Raw genomic sequence first — 16,955 nt, 5'->3', positions numbered from 1 at the left:
CCCGAATCCGGGGGACAGTTTGGGGGACAAAAAATCTGATTATAGCGGATTTGGCCCGACTTATCCCGACTACCTATTTTTAAAAAAGCCCTTTCCAGCCTGTATATGGGCATTTTTCTGTAAGGCTGAATCGGGGTAAATCGTGGGGTGCAAGTCCCGTCGCGGCTACTTTTTTTCTGCTTGTATAGTAAAGCCGCCAGCCTCTGTACCCGAGACTGACGGCTTATTTATTTTGTCAGAATACACTGCCTTCGTATCTGCTGCCCGGATTTCAGGCGGAGTAACGGCCCAGCACATTATCGAGGTACTTCTGACCGGAGCCGGTGTTGAGTAGCACTACCTCTTCGTTGGGCTGCAGCCAGCCGGTAGCCAGCAGGTGCCGCGTAGCCATCCAGACGGCAGCGCCCTCGGGCGCTACAAACAAGCCTTCCAGCCGGGCCAGCTCGCGCATGCCTACCAGCATATCCTCGTCGCTGATAGCCAAAGCCGTTCCACCCGATTCGGCCAGCACCTGCAGCATGAGAGCTTCGCCCAGCGGACGGGGCACGGCCAGGCCGTTGGCAATGGTGGGGCGGCCCTGGTACTGCTGGCAGTTGGGCTGGCGGCCGGCCAGGATTTCTACCAGCGGGCAGCAACTGAGGGCCTGCACCGCCACCATACGCGGCAGCCGGATGTGCGCGGGCAGCCAGCCCAGGGCCTGCATTTCGCGGAAGGCTTTCCAGATGCCAATAAGGCCCGTGCCGCCACCCGCCGGGTACACCAGCACATCGGGAAGCTGCCAGTGGCCCTGCTCGGCCAGCTCGTAGCCCATGGTTTTCTTGCCTTCTAGGCGGTACGGCTCCTTGAGCGTGGACACATCGAGCAGGTGGCCGGCAGCGTTCAGCTCCCGCACCCGGGCGGCACAGTCGTTGATGAGGCCATCTACCAGCTGCACATCGGCCCCGTACCAGTAGCATTCCTCCTGGAAGGCCGTGGGCGTATGGCGCGGCATGACTACCGTGGCGGGCAGGCCGGCCTTGGCACAATACGCGGCCATGGCTACCCCGGCATTCCCGGCAGTGGGAATGATACAGCCAGCCGTGCCTAACTCCTTGGCCATGGATACAGCCATGCTCAGGCCCCGGGCTTTAAACGAGCCGGTAGGGTTCTGGCCTTCGTCTTTGAGCCGCAGGGAGCGAAGCCCGTAGCGCGCCGCCAGATTATCTAGGGTGAGCAGCGGCGTCATACCTTCTCCCAGACTCACCCGGTTGGCCTCGTTGAGTAGCGGCAGTAGCTCCCGATAGCGCCACATGGTAGCCTCGCGGCCGGCCAGCACCGTGCGGTCCGGTCCGGCATCGGTGGCATAGCCAGCCAGCAGGGGCACGCCACAGCAGCCGGAAAGGGCGTGCACCGTGGCGGCAGCGTGTGGGGCCTGGCAGCGGCTGCACCAGAGCTCAGTGAGCAGGCTAACGGAAATGGCAGGAGTAGATAACATGAGCAGGCAACAACGCGGAAGCTCCTTCGTGGCGGCTTCCTTGGGGGTAGAAACGCCTGCAAGTAGGGCATCAGTTATGCCTGCAGCAAATGGTATTTCGGCATAGGTTATTCCGCCTAGGAATAGTGGCGTAGCGCAAACTGCATAAACCCACGGAAAGGGGCCAGATTCTCGGTGCCGCGCCGCTGAATGAACTCGAAGTGCCGCTTGAGCTGCAAGCCGCGCACCACTACTTCGGCCAGCTCGCCGGCGGCCAGCGCCCGGGCCACGGCCTGCCGGGGCAGGAAGGCGAGTACCTGATCATCTACCCGTACAAAGTTTTTCAGGGCCTCGGTGCCACCCAACCGTACCTGCACCCGCAGGTCGGCCAAACGGATGCCCTGGGCCTGCAGCGCCTGCTCCAGCACGGCCAGGGTGCCCGAGCCCGCCTCGCGTAGCGCCAATGGCACGTGGTACAAGTCGGATACCGCCAGCTGCCGATGGCGCAACGGGTTACGCGCCGAGCAGACGGCCACCACATCATCGGTCAGCAACGGCGTGTAGGTTACGTTGCTGACCCGGTGAATGCCCTCGATAACGCCCAGGTCGATTTCGTGGTCGAGCAGGGCTTTGAGTATATTCTCGCTGTTGCGGTTTTTGAGCGTAAGCTGGGTATGCGGGTGCTCCGCCAGATACGCTGACAGTACCGCCGGCAACACGTACAGCGACACCGTGGTACTGGCCCCGATAATCATCTGAATGTCGGGGATGAAACGGGGACTCAGGGCAGCCATTTCCTGGCGCAGCTCGGCCTGCAGCTGCTGGGCCAGCAGCAGCTTGCGGTACAGCAGCTGGCCGGCCGGCGTGAGGGCCACCGTGTTGCCGAGTCGCTCAAACAGCCCTACCCTATAGTATTCTTCCAGCGCCTTCACCTGCTTGCTCACCGCCGACTGGCTCAGGAACAAGCTCTGCCCGGCCTTGGTAAAGCTCAGGCGGCGGGCTACTTCCAGGAATACTTCGTGCTGAGTGGAAAGCATAGAGGAAGACAGGTGCCTGGGGAAGGAAAGCAGGCAGGAATGTGCAACAGGCCCCGAAATTGGTTATTACTCAATCAGCCCGTGGTTCATGGCGTAGCGGATGAGGGCGGCCGTATTTTTGGCCTGGGTTTTCTCGATGATGTTCTGGCGGTGCGTTTCGATGGTGCGCTTACTAGTGAATAGCTTCTCGGCTATTTCAGCATTGGTCAGGCCCTCAGCAATCAGGCGCAGTACCTCCAGCTCCCGCCCCGACAGCTCCACGGGGTTAGTAGACCGGGCCGCGGCTGGCGTGGGGCCGTACCCGGGGCTGCTGCCCGGCGTTTGCTGCACCAGCCGCTGCAGCATGCTCAGGCCGATTTCCGTACACAGGAACTCGCGGCCGGCGGCCACCGTCCGGATGGCGTGGGTAATTTCGGTGATGTCGGCATTTTTGAGCACGTAGCCCAGCGCCCCGGCCTGCAGCATGCGGTACACGTAGTTTTCGTGGTCGAGCATGGATAGCACCAGTACCCGTACCTGCGGAAACTCGGTGCGTATGAGGGAGGCGGCGGCAAATCCATCCAGTACCGGCATGTTCACGTCCATCAGCACCACATCAACGGGGGTAGTAGCCAGCAGGTCAAGCAGCACGCGGCCGTTGGCGGCTTCGCCCACCACTTCCATATCGGCCTCCCTGGCCAATAAGGCCCGGATACCGTCGCGCAGGATGGCATGGTCGTCGGCCAGCACAATACGAATCATACTTTTACTGGCCGCTACACTTGCGCCGGCCGGTCCGGCAGCAGGCAGCGGCGCCCGGTAGTAGTACGCAATACCACCGGCCACGGCTGCACGGCGGCCGCCCCAAATTTCGTCTCTGTTTCTTAACTGCTGCTATGTCCACCACCCCTTTCCCCCATAACGCGGTATCCGAAGCCCAGCAGCTCCGGGCCGAGCTGGCGGCGGCCCGTGCGGCCCTGGCCGCCGCCGAAAGCCGGGCCGAATACTACCAGCAGCTATTCGAGCAGCCTTACAAAGCCGTGCTCATTATTCGCAACGGCGTGTACACCGACTGTACGGCTACCGCGCTGCAGCTGCTGGGCCTCACCAGCCGACAGCAGCTGATTGGCAAACCGATTGGCTCCTTTTCCATGCCCGTGCAGCCCGATGGCTGCCCAACCCCGGTGCGCGTGGCCGAAGTGCTGGAGCAGGCCCGCCGCCTGGGCTGGACCCGCTTTGCCTGGCTGGGTCGCCGGTTGAATGGGGAAGAGTTCTGGGAGGATATTGTGATTACCGCCGTTCAACTCCCCGATGACGTGCTGTACCACGTCAGCTGGGAAGATACCTCTGACCGCCGCCCCACGCCCGGCAGCAGTTACGAAAGCGAAACCCGTCTGCAGCTGATGCTGGCGGCTACCAACTCCGGGCTCTGGATCAGCCACCTGCCGGCCGGTAAAACGTACTGCGACCAACGTGCCCGAACCATCCTGGGCAGCCCCGAAGCCATCAGCCCCCACGAAGCCCTGCTGCATCTGATTTACCCCGACGACCTGCCGCGCCTCCGGGCCGCGTTTCAGCAAGCCGTTCAGGCCCGTCGGCCCTTCGATGTGGAGTTTCGGGTGCTGCACCCAACCGAGGGCCTGCGCTACCTCATGGCCATGGGGCAGGTGCAGTTTGATACTCAGCAGCGGCCGGTGCGCATTACGGGCATGCTGCGCGACATAACGGACCACCAACAGACCCGCCACGAGCTGACCCGCAAGAGTGAGCTGCTGGAACTGATGCTCCGAAACCTGCCGCTGGTCTTGTGCCGCTTTGACCAACAGGGACGCATCCTGGAGCTGACTGGGGCCGGGCTGCAGCACCCCAACACCGCCGATGGCGTGGAAATGAGCCCACCGGCCGGCTACCTGCTGCAGGATATGCAGGAAGCCATTGCCCAGATTCTGGCCGGACAGCACGTGCGGTTTATTGCCCGAGGTATGGTAGCGGAAGCACCCGTGTTTCTGCAGTGCTTTGGCTTTTACGATGAAAGCCAGCAGTGCGGCATTATCTTCTCCGTCAACGCCACCGAATCGGAGCTGAGCAAGGAACGCCTGCGTACTGAGAAGGAGTTTACCGAGCGTTTGCTCAATTACAGCCTCGATGCCATTATTGCCTGCGACCAGCACGGCCGCGTAACGGCCTGGAACCGGGTAATGGAACAGCTTTCGGGAGTAGCAGCCCCTACTATGCTGGGCCAGCTGCTTACCGAGTTTCCCATTTTCGCGCCGGATACAGTGCCGGGGGCACCATTGCACAGCATCCTGGCCGGCCAGCTCACGCCTCATTATAACGTGCCATTCCACTGCCACGACCACGACTGCGAGGCCAACCTGATGCCACTCCAGATGCCGGAAGGTACCGGCCTGGGGGTTCTGGTGGTTATCCGCGACGTAACGCAGCGCAACTATCTGGCGGCTGAAGCCACACGCCTGCAGCTGCGGCGGCAGCAGGAAATACTCTCGGCGGTGCTGGAAACGCAGGAAACGGAGCGCCGCCGCATTGCCGAAGGGCTGCATAACGGGGTGGGCCAGCTGCTGTACGCCGCCAAGCTCAGCCTCCCGGCCGGTACCGAGGTGCAGGCTACCCGCACAGTGCTGGAAGAAGCCATCCGGGCCACCCGTACCATCTCCTTTGAGCTCACCCCCGGCGTACTGGCCGACTTTGGACTGAAGACGGCGCTGCAGGAGCTACTCAAACGCATTCCGCACCAGCATCTGCAGGTGCGGCTCCAGGTTCTGGACCTTCCTCACCGGCTGCCGGCGGCGGTTGAAATGGCTGCTTACCGCATTGCACAGGAGTTGCTGAATAACATTCTCAAACATGCTCACGCTACCACCGCTCTGCTGCGCGCTACCTATCAGGCTGGCGGGCTGCACCTGACTGTGCAGGATAATGGCGTAGGCTTTGAACCGACCTCGGGGCCGCAGCAGGGGCTGGGGCTTATCAGCATCCGTAACCGGGTAGAGCTACTGCAGGGTACGCTGCAGCTAACCTCCCAGCCCGGCCGGGGCACCACCGTTCAGCTTGCGCTTCCGTGCAGCCCACCCACCGGTCAATAGAATTACTTATCTAAAAATCAGTATTTTACACATCAACCACTATACTATCAGCCCGTATATACGAGCAGCCCACACAGCCGACTACGGCTCACAGACGGATGGCGGCAATAGTGGAGGATGGTTTCTGTATATATGATAGGCTATGGAAGTATATCGAGAAATTCTGCCCGACAGCTACCTGCTGATACTCACGGAAGCCCAACTACCGGCAGCCGAAGCCCAGTTGACCGAAGCGCTCCGGATGGCCAGCCGCAGCGGCAAGCCCAGCATCTGGGTCGACTGCAGCCAGCTGCACTCGTTGTCGTTTTCGGCGCTGCGGGTATTGGCCCGCTACTACCGGCGGCTCCGGAAGCGCCAGATCCCGCTGGTGCTGTGCCACCTCGGCAACGAAACCCACCAGCTCCTGGCGAAGCTGCCTACGGCTTTGTGCCCGCCGGTGGTGCCATCATTGCTGGATGCGGAACGCTACTGCCAGCACGTGCATCCGCTGGCCGGGCACCAGCGGCTGGCTTCATAGCAGCCCCGCCAGCCCGTTGATGGTAAGCGCCACCACGGCCGTGTTGAACCCAAACGACAGTAGACCGTGTATCAGGGCCAGCCGCCGCATCTGCCGGTCTGTTATGCCTATGTCGGCAGTTTGCGCCGTCATACCAATCACGAAGGAGAAGTAGGCGAAATCCAGATAATCGGGCTCGGGCTCCTTGCCCGGAAACTCCAGCCCCCCCTCCGGTCGGTGGTTATCGGTGTTGTAGAACAGATGAGCGTAGCGTAGCGTGAACAGCGTATGCACCAGCAGCCAGGCCACCAATACGGCCACGGCACCTACGGCCACGTGCGCTACCAGCAGCGGGTCGTGGGCAGTGCGGATGGATGAGAGCAGCAGCACCACCGCCAGCAGACTGGCACTGGCCGCCGTGAGCACAAACCCGAACGACAGTACCCGGCCGGGGTCTTCGCGGGTGGCAATGCGGCGGATGTGACCCACATCTGCTGTCAGAATAATCACCCAGGCCACCAGCAGCGTGGTCACCGCAAATCCATCCCAGGCCGTGAGCAGGCGCAGCATAACCGGCCAGCCAGCTGGCGTGTAGCCGTACAGCAGCCCCGCCGGTACAATGCCAATGGACAGACGCAGCCAGGCAGGCAACAGGGCAACGCGGTGAGAAAAGGAAGAATGACGTGTGGGCACGGAACCGGCAGCAATCAGGACCAAATAAAATATTCTGCGTAAGCTACGGCATCTCAACCGTTGCATTGCATGAATTCAGCCCCGCTTTCCGGCTTGTACGCCCCCTCGCTCAGCCTCCTCACCGACCTGTATCAGGTTACCATGGCCTACGGCTACTGGCAGCAGGGCCTGCAGGATCGCGAGGCCGTATTTCACCTGTATTTCCGCCGGGCACCGTTTGAGGGTGGCTACGCGGTAGCCGCCGGCCTAGCCTACGCCGTTGATTACCTGCAGAATCTGAAGTTTTCGGAGGATGACCTTACCTACTTGGGCAGCCTGAAAAGCAGCGCCGGCGGGGCCATGTTCCCGCCCGAGTTTCTGCAGTACCTGCGCGAGCTCAAATTCACCTGCGACGTGGACGCCATTGCCGAGGGCACCGTGGTGTTCGGCAACGAGCCGCTGATTCGGGTGCAAGGCCCGCTGCTGCAGGCCCAACTGGTGGAAACGGCTTTGCTCACGTTGGTAAACTTCCAGACGCTGATTGCCACCAAGGCCGCCCGCATCCGCGAGGCCGCCGGCTCCGATACGGTGCTGGAGTTCGGTCTGCGCCGCGCCCAGGGCGTGGATGGCGGCCTGAGCGCCAGCCGCGCCGCCTACCTGGGTGGGGCCGATGCCACCAGCAACGTACTGGCCGGGCAGCGCTTCGGCATTCCGGTGAAGGGCACCCACGCCCACAGCTGGGTAATGGCCTTCGAAGACGAGGCAACCGCCTTCACCGCCTACGCCAAGGCTTTCCCCGACGATTCGGTATTTCTGGTGGATACCTACGACACGCTGGAAGGCGTGCGCCACGCCATTAAAGTAGCCCGCGAGATGCGCGCCAACGGCCACGAGCTGGGCGGCATCCGCCTGGATTCCGGCGACCTAGCCTACCTCAGCCGCGAGGCCCGGGCCCTGCTCAACGAGGCCGGGTTCAACAACGTGCGCATCGTGGCCAGCAACGATTTGGAGGAAAACCTCATCACCAGCCTCAAGCAGCAGGGCGCCAAAATCGACACCTGGGGCATCGGCACGCAGCTGGTAACGGCCTACGACCAGCCGGCGCTGGGAGGCGTGTACAAGCTGGCGGCCCTGCGCAAACCCGACGACTCGGGCTGGGACTTCACCATCAAGCTCTCGGAGCAGCTGGCCAAAACCAGCATTCCCGGCATTCTGCAGGTGCGCCGCTACGAAACCGACAAAGGCCAGCCCCGCGCCGATATGCTCTACAACGTGGCCGAGCCCCTGCCCGAGCAACTCACGCTAGTAGACCCGCTGGACGCCACCCGCCGCCGCGCCGTGCGCCTCGACGCCCCCTACCGGGAGCTGCTGGAGCCCATTTTCCGCCGGGGCGAGCTGGTGCACACGCTGCCCACCCTGCAGGAAAGCCGGGCCCGCGCCCACCGCGAAGTCCTGAGCCTCGACCCCAGCATCCGCCGCTTCCTCAACCCCCACACCTACCCCGTAGGCCTGGAAGAGTCGCTGAACACCTTCCGCACCAAGCTAATTCTGGAGAAGCGCACCGTACGGCCGGCGTAAGCGTCACGGCTGCTGTAGAGACGCGACACTTCGCGTCTCCTCGTTGCTGATGTTGTTCTGACTAGTGCGGTACCAGTCGTTCTGGCGGGAGACGCGAAGTGTCACGTCTCTACAGCGGTGAACAGCTTATCTGTAGATTAAAATGAAGGCCCGGCTATTACGAAAGCCGGGCCTTCTCATTACCATTCCGCAGCACCCAACTCATTTAGCAGAGCGGCAATCTTTTTTTCCAGGCTACGCTTTTCCTGCAAATACCGCTTCACCTCCAGTGCTCCTGCATTCCGCTGCTCAGACAAAGCCTCCAATTGACGACGTAGACACCTTACGTCGGTTGCTTTCTGACGCCGGACAAAGTCCACTGTTTTCAACCGGCTGACTTCTGCTGACTCCGCGAAATCCACATCCGGCGTCACGTCGAAGCAGGAAGGTCCACGTTCTTCGGGCATGAGCCGTTGACCAAGCTGGAGTGTTGGTGGACGCCGTATGATTTGGCGGAAACTTTCAGCGGTGACGAAAATACTTCCCTGATGTGTTTCGATGTGCCACTCGGTAGCTCCGACGGCGGAAGTCTGGCGGTGGATATGCTCGATTTCCAGTTCCGTACCCAGCCGAAAATCAACGTTTATCGCAACATTAGCTACTTCAGGAAACATCAATGTTACCGGCGCTACCCAGAAGGAGAAGAAACTATCTTCATCCTCTCGTACCCACTGGAAGATGTAATCAATATCAAAGCTGATTTCCTTGCCGAACTGAATGGCATATATTCTGGCATCGTGCCAGCCCATGTGCTCAAAATCGGCTTCCGTCCAGACCCATTTTTCAAGTTGATAAGCAGCTGACATATTACGCCACGCCGAACTTCTTCCACAGCTTCGGCAGCAGCTTGGGGAGCTGGCTTTCGGTCCAGTCTTCGCCTTTGGTTTCGGAGCCGAGGTCATAGTCCAGCCCTTGCGCACTTGCCACGTTGCGCGGGAAGGTGTCGTCCTCCTCGGTTTTGCCGGTGCGCTGCTCGAAGGCCTCCGTTGCCACGTATAGCAGCTCCTCGAAATCCTGATAGCCTTCGTCCATGACGCTGGCCAGAGAATCGGCGTTCTGCAGCGCGTTGGTGAAGACGGTTTCGCCCTGCCCGATCAGCCAGCACCGGAAGTACAGATAGGGGTCGTCGGAAACGTAGCCGTCGATGATTTTCTGGGCGGCTATGATGTGGAAGTGGTCAGCCTCCAGCAGGTATTCGCGCAGGCGACATTCAAACCCGATAATCTGCTCCGGCTCCAGCTGCGCCAGCTGGCTGATGAGAGCGGCTTCCTGTTGCTGCTGGTCGCCGTGAGCGGCCGTTTTGGCTTCCTCAATGAGTTGCCAGAATTCTTTCTTATCCATAGTACCAACGTATAGCGCCTGCGCCCCGAAATACGGCAAAATGTGGCACACTGGCGGCTAAAGTCTGTACCGCGGACAGCGGGCGGGGTGGCTACTTTTGCCCTGGGTTCGTTGTTACCCGTATCATTCCCAGCAGCCGGCGGCCTTCCGCCGTAGGCTGCTGCCTAAATCTGCCGCTTTTATGCCTACTCTGCACTTCAAAACCAGCATCAACTGCGCCAATTGCGTGCGCGCCGTTACGCCCTTCCTCGACGCCGAACCCACCGTGGAAACCTGGCGGGTGGATACCGACAACCCCGCCAAAATCCTGACCGTGGAGGGTCCGAACGTGATACCCGAGCAGGTGCTGAAAGCCGTGGCCCAGGCCGGGTTCGATATTGAGCCCGTGGCTTAGCCGCCCCCGTCACGCCCAAAGGCCCGCCCGGTTCGGAGGAACCAGGCGGGCCTTTTCTTTTTTCGACATCAACTACCTACTGATCAACAGTTTTCACAGGTGTGATAGTGTCACCCGGGGCACGAGCGGCGCGTATACAGTTTCTTTGCGGCTGTATTGGCCTCCACCCAGGTTCCCACCCGTATGAAACGCTTGCTTTTGGCCGCCGGACTGCTGCTGAGCCGGTTGGCCCCGGCCCAGGAAACGCCGTATCAGTTTTCCCCGCTCCCGCTCGATGCCCACTCGCACCGGGTGGTGTACGCGGGCACACAGACCACCCCCGACGCCTCGGCCGATGCGCTGCTGGCCCGGGCGGCGGCCTGGCCCGCGACCGGCCCCTATCAGGCCAGCAACCGCCGCACCAACGCAGCCGCCGGCACCACCAGCACCCACGTGCTGCTGCGCCGGGGCCAGGAGCATTACGCCGGCCGCCTGACGGTGCAGGTGCGCGAGGGCGGCTATTCCTACCGCCTCACCGACCTCACCCACACCCGCCCCGACTACGCCCGCGCCGGAAAGCACAGTCCCGGGCTGGTTACAATCCAGTTGGAAACCCTGGTGTACACCCGTCCCAGCCGGCAGCGCACCCGGCGACTAGCCGAGATAAGCACGCTGCTGCAACAGCTGCTCACCCATTTTCACCAGGCCATGCTGCCCGAAGGCCAGCCCACCGTCAGCACCGGGCAATAGTTCGTTTATCGTTGTTCGTTGTTTGTTTTTCGCTGCAGGCGGTTGTCGTCCGGAATTTTGAATGACAACAACCAGCTGCAACGATAAACGAAACCCGGGCTATTCCACCCCGGCCAGCTCTTTGCGGTAGGTGCGCTCGAACTCTTCGTCGACGTGGTAGGTGGATTCTTCGTGCTGGCTCAGGTCGAGGCCCAGTTCTTCTTCCGACGACTTCACGCGCAGGCCGAACAGGGCATCCGTCAGCTTCAGCAGGCCCCACGATACCACGAAGGTGTAGCCGATGACGATGGCCAGCCCCAGCAGGTGGTAGTTGAATACGGTGGCCGTACCGTTGACCAGGCCCACTTTGCTGGCGAAAACGCCCGTCAGCAGCATCCCCACGATGCCGCCCAGGCCGTGGCAAGGAAATACATCGAGCGTATCGTCGATGCCGGTGCGGCTGTTTTTCCAGTACACGCCCAGGAAGCTCACCGCCGAGCCAATTACCCCAATCAGGATGCTCTGGCCGTAATCGACGTAGCCGGCAGCGGGCGTAATGGCCACCAGGCCCACTACCGCGCCAATGCAGGCACCCATGGCCGTGGGCTTGCCGCCCCGGCTGATTTCCAGCAGCATCCACACCACCAAAGCCGAGGCCGAGGCCAGGTTGGTATTCACGAACGACAGGGCCGCCATTTCATTGGCCCCCAGCGCCGAGCCGGCGTTGAAGCCAAACCACCCGAACCACAGCAGCCCGGTACCCAGCAGCACAAACGGCACGTTGGGCGTGGAGAAGGCCGATTCGCGGTTGTTGCGGCGGGGCCCCAGCACCAGCGCGCCGGCTAGTGCCGCCACGCCCGCCGAAATGTGCACTACCGTACCCCCGGCAAAATCAAGCACGCCCCACTTGCGCAGGAAGCCTTCGGGGTGCCAGGTCCAGTGGGCCAGCGGGCAGTACACGCACAGGCAAAACAGGATGATGAAGGCCAGATAGCCCTTGAAGCGCACCCGCTCGGCAAACGAGCCGGTAATCAGGGCCGGGGTGATGATGGCGAACTTCAGCTGGAAGGCAAAAAACAGAATAAACGGAATGGTGGGCGACAACAGCGGGTGCGGGGCCGTGCCCACGTCGCGCAATAGCGCGAAGGTGAGCGGGTTGCCAATCAACCCGTGCCAAGAGGTACCGTAGGCCAGCGAGAAGCCCACGAAGTACCACACCAGCGAAATCACGCCCAGGGCCACGAAGCTTTGCAGCATGGTGGAAATGAGGTTTTTGGGGCGCACCATGCCGCCGTAGAAGAACGACAGGCCCGGCGTCATCAGCAGCACGAAAGCCGAGGCCGTGAGCATCCAGGCCACGTCGGCGCCGTTGAGGGCGCTAGCCGATTCGGCCGCCGGGTGCGGCACCGGCACAAAGGCCGCCACGCCGCTCAGCACCAGCAGCACCAGCAGCGCCACCGTACCATAGTTCAGCCTCGATTTAGGAGCAAGAGCAGTTTCCATTGTTCGATTGGGAGTGAAAAGGAGGTGAAGGGAAGAAGCAGGTCCGGCGTAGGCCAGCCCGCCGAAGTCTTAGAACTTGTACACGGCGGCCAGCAGCGCACCCATGGTGGTTCGGCGGGCCGTGCCGGCTTTGTCGGCAAACAGGGGGGCTCCCTGGGTGCTACGGTCCAGGCGCAGCTCCGGAATCAGCGTGAAGCCGTCTTTGCGCAGGTTGGCGGCCAGGGTGGTTTCCAGCACTTCGCCGTCGAAACCCAGCACGTTGCGGTGGTCGGAGAAATACTCGGTGCGTAGCGTGAAGCCCAGCCAGGGGCGCGGGTCGAGGTTGGCGTAGAAGGCCGAGCCCCACCAGGCCCGGCCGCTCTGCCAGCCGGTTTCGGTGCGCTGCTGGCGGTACTGCACGCTGCCGTTGCCGGAAAAGCTCAGCTGCTCCGACAGCGCGTAGGTCAGTACCACATCGGCCTGCTGCAGGCGCAGCGAGTCCTGCTGCCGCCCGCCCTGGTAGTTGAAGTAGGCCTTGATTTTATCGTCGGCGGTACTGGTGGCTACCTGGGCAATTACCGTTTTGGGCAGGTTGCTGGCACTTTTAAGGTCGGTGGGGTTAGCCACGCCCAACATCAGCAGGGTTTTGGGAGCCACCTGATATTCGGCCTTGATGCCCGTGTGGAAGAAGGGCCCGTACGAGAACAGGTAGCTCATGCTGTATGTCCGGTTCAGGTAGGGGTCCACTGACTCGTAGCCCACATGCGTGGCCCAGCTGCCCCCCGTAAGCTTGAGCTTGTCGGTGAGGGCGTAGGTGAGAAACAGCTGCTTGATGATAAAGCGGGTGTTGGCGTCGGTATAGGAGAATTCCTCGGCCCGCCGCCCGAAACCCAGGTCGGCCACCAGGCCCACTTTGCCCACCGTGTGCTCACCCTTCAGCGAAATCATGCCCAATTCAAACGAATTGTGACTGTTAGTAAAGCTGGTAAGGTTGTTATAAGGCGCTTCGCGCGGATTCTGAAAATTGTACCGGTAATACCCATCGGCGTAGCCCGACAGCTTGTAGGGACGAGCCGGCACGGAATCGGCCGGGGCCGCCGACACAGGCGCACACAGCACCGCCAGCGCAGTAAAAAGTAACATAGAGTCCGGGTTAAGAGTGACACACTGAAGTGCAGAAACCCACCCGCCACCACTGGGCCCGGGGTTTCCGATACGCTTACTCTCACTACCAGGGGCCATCGGACGAACGAGTGCCGGCGCACCCACTCTTCGCCCCGCCACGGGCAGCGTACTCGGGTAATAGGGGGAATTATGCTGACTGGTCCTGCAGTACCAGTAAGGGCCTGTGCGTAACGGGCCTCACCTCACGAGCCAGGGTGGGATGGTACCTGGGGAGGGTGTTCAGAGCAGTGTAAGGATTCAGGAGCGGCAATTCGCCGAAAACCTACCCTTGCAATTGTAGAGGCAATATATAAAATCATTATACAATCACAACAATACCCCTATCAATTCGACAGTCATTTTTTAGAAATTTGATATACAATTCAATAAAACACCCATAAATCGATAGTATTTTTAGATAAAGAGACTATTTATTAAATACAGCATTTCTGAACCGAAGCCCTTATCAGCATCTATGCAGTATCTGATACTCAGCCCAGACGACGGAATGCCCGAAAGGTGCCTACGAAGTCCAACGGAACAGTCCGGCGGCCACTGCTGGTAATATGCAAAAGCCCCCAGCGTCGGAACGGACGCTGGGGGCCTGGTGTAGTTGGGGCGGCAGGTGGGCGGGGCCGCTGGTGTTATCCCTCGTAGCGCAGCTCGCCGGCGGCTACGTGCAGCGTTACGCCGGGCTCGGGGGTGATGCGGCCGGCTACCTGGGCCTGGTAGCCCTGGGCGCGCAGGGTTTCGGCTACGGCTTCGGCCTGCTCGGGCTCGGTTACCAACAGCATGCCGTTGCCCATGTTCCAGTAGAGGTAGGCTTCCTGGGGCGTGATGCCGGCCAGCTCGGCCAGCTGCTGCATAGCAAGCAGGGGCTCGAACAGGTTATCCAGCTCGGCCCCTACCCCATTCTTGAGCACCCGTTTGAAGTTATCGGCAATGCCGCCGCCGGTGATGTGCGCCGCCGCGTGCACGGGCAGGCCCGCATCGAGCACCGCCGCCACGCCCGGCGAGAAGATGAGCGAGGGCGCCAGCATCACCTCTCCCCAAGTGGTGGCGTTTTCGGTGGTCAGTTGCTGGTTGTTGGTTGCTGGTTGGTAGTTGTTCGCCTCTGAACCACCAATTGCTAATTCTTCATTGCTAATTGCTAATTGCCCGTAGGGCGCCTCGTGCCACTTGTCGCCGAAGGCTTTGGTGAGGGCGCGGCGGGCCAGGGAGTAGCCGTTGGAGCGGAACGACGGGGAGCGAAGCGCCACCACGGCCTGGCCGGCGCGCACGTTGGCCCCGCTCAGGGGGCGCTCCAGGCTCGGGTGCAGCACGCCTACGGCCGTGGAGCACCAGTTGAAGTTCATTTTTGCACCGGGGTAGCCGCCAATGCGGTTGCCCAGCTCAGCAATTTCGCCGCCCGTCACCGCAATCTGGCTGAACTGGGCCGCGTCGTGCAGGCCGCGCATGAGCTCATCTACCACCTCGTAGTTGAGCGTGTTCACATCGATGATGTTGGAGAGGTTGGTGGGCACGAAGCCGGCCACGATGAGGTCGTCGGCCACCATGGCAATCAGGTCGTAGCCCAGCGTGTCGTAGCGGTCCAGGCGCTCGGCCACCTCAATCTTGGTCCCGATGCCGTCGGAGCCGATACCCAGCCGCTCATTGCCGAAGCGGATTTCGTTGGAGAAGCCCCCGGCTAGGTTCTGGGCCGGCTCGCCGGGCTTGCCGGCGCGGGTGCTGAAGGTTTTCTGGGCCCAGTGGAAGGCGTTCTTGGAAGCGGCGTTGCCTTCTTCGATGGAGTAGCCAGCGGTGGCTTTGAAATCGTTCATTCTATAGAACTTAGAAATTAGAGCTTAGAACTAAGATGATAGAGTTTAGGATTGAGAGTTCAGCGTTTAGAGAAAAGTACTTACCGGAATAGGCGCTTTCCGAAGGTGTTTTTCTAAGTTCTTACTTCTCAGTTCTAAGCTCTCACATCTAAGCTCTCAATCAATGCTCAGTCGGCTCGGGGGCTTTTGCACTCACGGACGGAATGACGTCGGGGCCTTTTTTGTCGGTGCGGTGGCTCTGGCGTTCTTCCTGGATGTGGCGCAGGTACTTGGTCACGTCGCCTGTCGGGTACTGGCCGGTGAAGCAGGCGAAGCAGCTGCCGCCGTGGCCTTTCTCCTCGGAAAACAGCGCCTGCAAGTCCTCCACCGACTGGTAAATCACCTTGTCGGCCTCAATGTAGCGGCAGATTTCTTCCTCGGTGTAGTTGGCCGCAATCAGCTCGGTGCTCATGGCCATATCGATGCCGTAGATGCAGGGCGCAATGATGGGTGGGGCGCTGCTGATGAAGTACACCTCGGCGGCTCCGGCTTCGCGCAGAATGCGCACGATGCGCCGCGACGTGGTGCCACGCACGATGCTGTCATCGACCACGGCCACCTTTTTGCCTTCCACAAACTCGCGGATGGGGTTGAGCTTTTTCTTGACGATATCCTCGCGGCCGGCTTGGCTGCTTACAATGAAGGAGCGGCCCATGTGGTTGTTCTTCACCAACGCCCGGCGGTAGGGCACGCCAATGGCCTCGGCCAGCCCCGATGCCGAAAAGTAGCCCGACGACGGCACGTCAATCACCATATCCGGCTGAATCCCCGACTCGATGACCTTCTTAGCCAGCATCTTGCCCAAGCGCACCCGCTCGCGGGCCACCAGGCGGCCGTGGATGGTGGAATCTTCGCGGGCGAAGTAGATGTGCTCGAACACGCAGAAGTTCTTCGGCTGCTCCTGCGGGTTTTTGTGGTGCACCTTGAAATCCTTATCGATGAACACCGCCTGGCCGGGGCCTACGTTTTCCACAAACTCAAACCCCAGATAATCAAAGCAGGTGCTCTCGGAGGCGAAGGCGAAGACGGGGCCGCGCTCGGTTTCGCGGCGGCCCAGCACCAGCGGCCGGATGCCCAGCGGGTCGTTGAAGGCCAGCAGGCCGTGGCCGGCAATGATGGTGATGGTGGCATAGGCCCCCTTCACCAGCTCCTGCGTCGTCTCCACGGCGTCGAAAATGTCGATAACCGAGAGGTTGTCGAGGTTTTTCAGGCGCAGCTCCGAGGCGAAGGTGTACATGATGAGCTCCAGGTCGTTGCTGGTTTTGGGCAGCACGTGGTACTTCTCATGCAGACGCTTGGCGGCCGAGCGGAAGTTGATGACGTTGCCGTTGTGCACCATCGACAGCCCAAACGGGTAGCTGGTGGTAAACGGCTGCGCCAGCTCGGCATCACCAGAGCCCTGAGTGGTGTAGCGGGCGTGCCCGATGCCGATGTTGCCCTTCAGCTTCTTGAGCTGCTTGGGGCGGAACACGTCGGAGATGAGCCCGTTGCCCTTGCAGAGGTGGAAGTTGTCATCGAAGGTAGCAATGCCGGCGGCGTCCTGGCCGCGGTGCTGGAGCGCGGTGAGGCCGAACACGATATCGTGCGCAACATCATCAGGACCGTAAAAACCTACTATTCCGCACATGTTGAGTTGTCAGTTGTCAGCT

General features: G+C 61.1%; 15 protein-coding genes. 5 read left to right on the top strand and 10 right to left on the bottom strand.

The window, feature by feature from the left end:
* Window positions 1-271 precede the first annotated feature (271 nt).
* From EI291_RS01300 to EI291_RS01290, 3 genes are all read right to left on the bottom strand, one after another.
* A complete protein-coding gene (locus EI291_RS01300) occupies window positions 272-1,474 on the bottom strand; it encodes a threonine synthase (RefSeq protein WP_125417459.1) in 1,203 nt (400 codons plus the stop codon).
* A gap of 116 nt (window positions 1,475-1,590) precedes the next feature.
* On the bottom strand, window positions 1,591-2,490 hold the full coding sequence (locus EI291_RS01295) for a LysR family transcriptional regulator (protein WP_125417458.1): 900 nt from the start codon (window positions 2,488-2,490) through the stop codon (window positions 1,591-1,593).
* 66 nt (window positions 2,491-2,556) lie between these two features.
* Window positions 2,557-3,231 carry a response regulator transcription factor gene (locus tag EI291_RS01290; protein WP_125417457.1) on the bottom strand — a complete coding sequence of 225 codons (675 nt, stop codon included), beginning with the start codon at window positions 3,229-3,231 and terminating at the stop codon, window positions 2,557-2,559.
* 134 nt (window positions 3,232-3,365) lie between these two features.
* Between EI291_RS01290 and EI291_RS01285 the strand changes: the two genes are divergently transcribed.
* A complete protein-coding gene (locus EI291_RS01285) occupies window positions 3,366-5,573 on the top strand; it encodes a sensor histidine kinase (RefSeq protein WP_125417456.1) in 2,208 nt (735 codons plus the stop codon).
* Window positions 5,574-5,715: 142 nt separating this feature from the next.
* On the top strand, window positions 5,716-6,090 hold the full coding sequence (locus tag EI291_RS01280) for an STAS domain-containing protein (RefSeq protein ID WP_125417455.1): 375 nt from the start codon (window positions 5,716-5,718) through the stop codon (window positions 6,088-6,090).
* On the opposite strand, the gene EI291_RS01275 is transcribed toward EI291_RS01280, so the two are convergent.
* A complete protein-coding gene (locus tag EI291_RS01275) occupies window positions 6,085-6,720 on the bottom strand; it encodes a DUF1345 domain-containing protein (RefSeq protein ID WP_170172450.1) in 636 nt (211 codons plus the stop codon). The genes EI291_RS01280 and EI291_RS01275 overlap by 6 nt on opposite strands.
* A 111-nt stretch (window positions 6,721-6,831) precedes the next feature.
* Here EI291_RS01275 and EI291_RS01270 point away from each other — a divergent pair, with 111 nt between their 5' ends.
* Window positions 6,832-8,319, top strand: coding sequence for a nicotinate phosphoribosyltransferase (locus EI291_RS01270; RefSeq protein ID WP_125417453.1), 1,488 nt, complete (start codon window positions 6,832-6,834; stop codon window positions 8,317-8,319).
* Window positions 8,320-8,498: 179 nt separating this feature from the next.
* Here the strand turns inward: EI291_RS01270 and EI291_RS01265 are convergent, their stop codons facing one another.
* A complete protein-coding gene (locus EI291_RS01265) occupies window positions 8,499-9,164 on the bottom strand; it encodes a hypothetical protein (RefSeq protein WP_125417452.1) in 666 nt (221 codons plus the stop codon).
* Between the two features lies 1 nt (window position 9,165).
* Window positions 9,166-9,699 (bottom strand): DUF4240 domain-containing protein, encoded by a 534-nt coding sequence (locus EI291_RS01260; protein WP_125417451.1) that lies wholly within the window; start codon window positions 9,697-9,699, stop codon window positions 9,166-9,168.
* Window positions 9,700-9,880: 181 nt separating this feature from the next.
* Between EI291_RS01260 and EI291_RS01255 the strand changes: the two genes are divergently transcribed.
* Both EI291_RS01255 and EI291_RS01250 read left to right on the top strand, forming a co-directional pair.
* The gene (locus EI291_RS01255) at window positions 9,881-10,093 is read left to right on the top strand and encodes a heavy-metal-associated domain-containing protein (protein ID WP_044003450.1); all 213 of its coding nucleotides are present in this window, start codon (window positions 9,881-9,883) and stop codon (window positions 10,091-10,093) included.
* A gap of 183 nt (window positions 10,094-10,276) precedes the next feature.
* Window positions 10,277-10,822, top strand: coding sequence for a hypothetical protein (locus EI291_RS01250; RefSeq protein ID WP_125417450.1), 546 nt, complete (start codon window positions 10,277-10,279; stop codon window positions 10,820-10,822).
* Between the two features lie 99 nt (window positions 10,823-10,921).
* Here the strand turns inward: EI291_RS01250 and EI291_RS01245 are convergent, their stop codons facing one another.
* The 4 genes from EI291_RS01245 to purF all read right to left on the bottom strand — a co-directional run bounded on the left by EI291_RS01245 (window position 10,922) and on the right by purF (window position 16,933).
* Window positions 10,922-12,304, bottom strand: a complete 1,383-nt coding sequence (locus EI291_RS01245) for an ammonium transporter (RefSeq protein ID WP_125417449.1) — start codon at window positions 12,302-12,304, stop codon at window positions 10,922-10,924.
* 69 nt (window positions 12,305-12,373) lie between these two features.
* The gene (locus tag EI291_RS01240; protein ID WP_170172449.1) at window positions 12,374-13,426 is read right to left on the bottom strand and encodes an outer membrane beta-barrel protein; all 1,053 of its coding nucleotides are present in this window, start codon (window positions 13,424-13,426) and stop codon (window positions 12,374-12,376) included.
* A gap of 665 nt (window positions 13,427-14,091) precedes the next feature.
* Entirely contained in the window at window positions 14,092-15,267 is a 1,176-nt protein-coding gene (locus EI291_RS01235; RefSeq protein ID WP_125417447.1) for an AIR synthase-related protein, read from the bottom strand.
* Between the two features lie 160 nt (window positions 15,268-15,427).
* Window positions 15,428-16,933 (bottom strand): amidophosphoribosyltransferase, encoded by a 1,506-nt coding sequence (gene purF / locus EI291_RS01230; protein ID WP_044003455.1) that lies wholly within the window; start codon window positions 16,931-16,933, stop codon window positions 15,428-15,430.
* Window positions 16,934-16,955: the final 22 nt, after the last annotated feature.

It is taken from the genome of Hymenobacter rigui (assembly GCF_003944715.1).
Classification (GTDB): Bacteria; Bacteroidota; Bacteroidia; order Cytophagales; family Hymenobacteraceae; genus Hymenobacter; species Hymenobacter rigui.
This window is presented reverse-complemented; position numbering and strand designations above follow the sequence as displayed.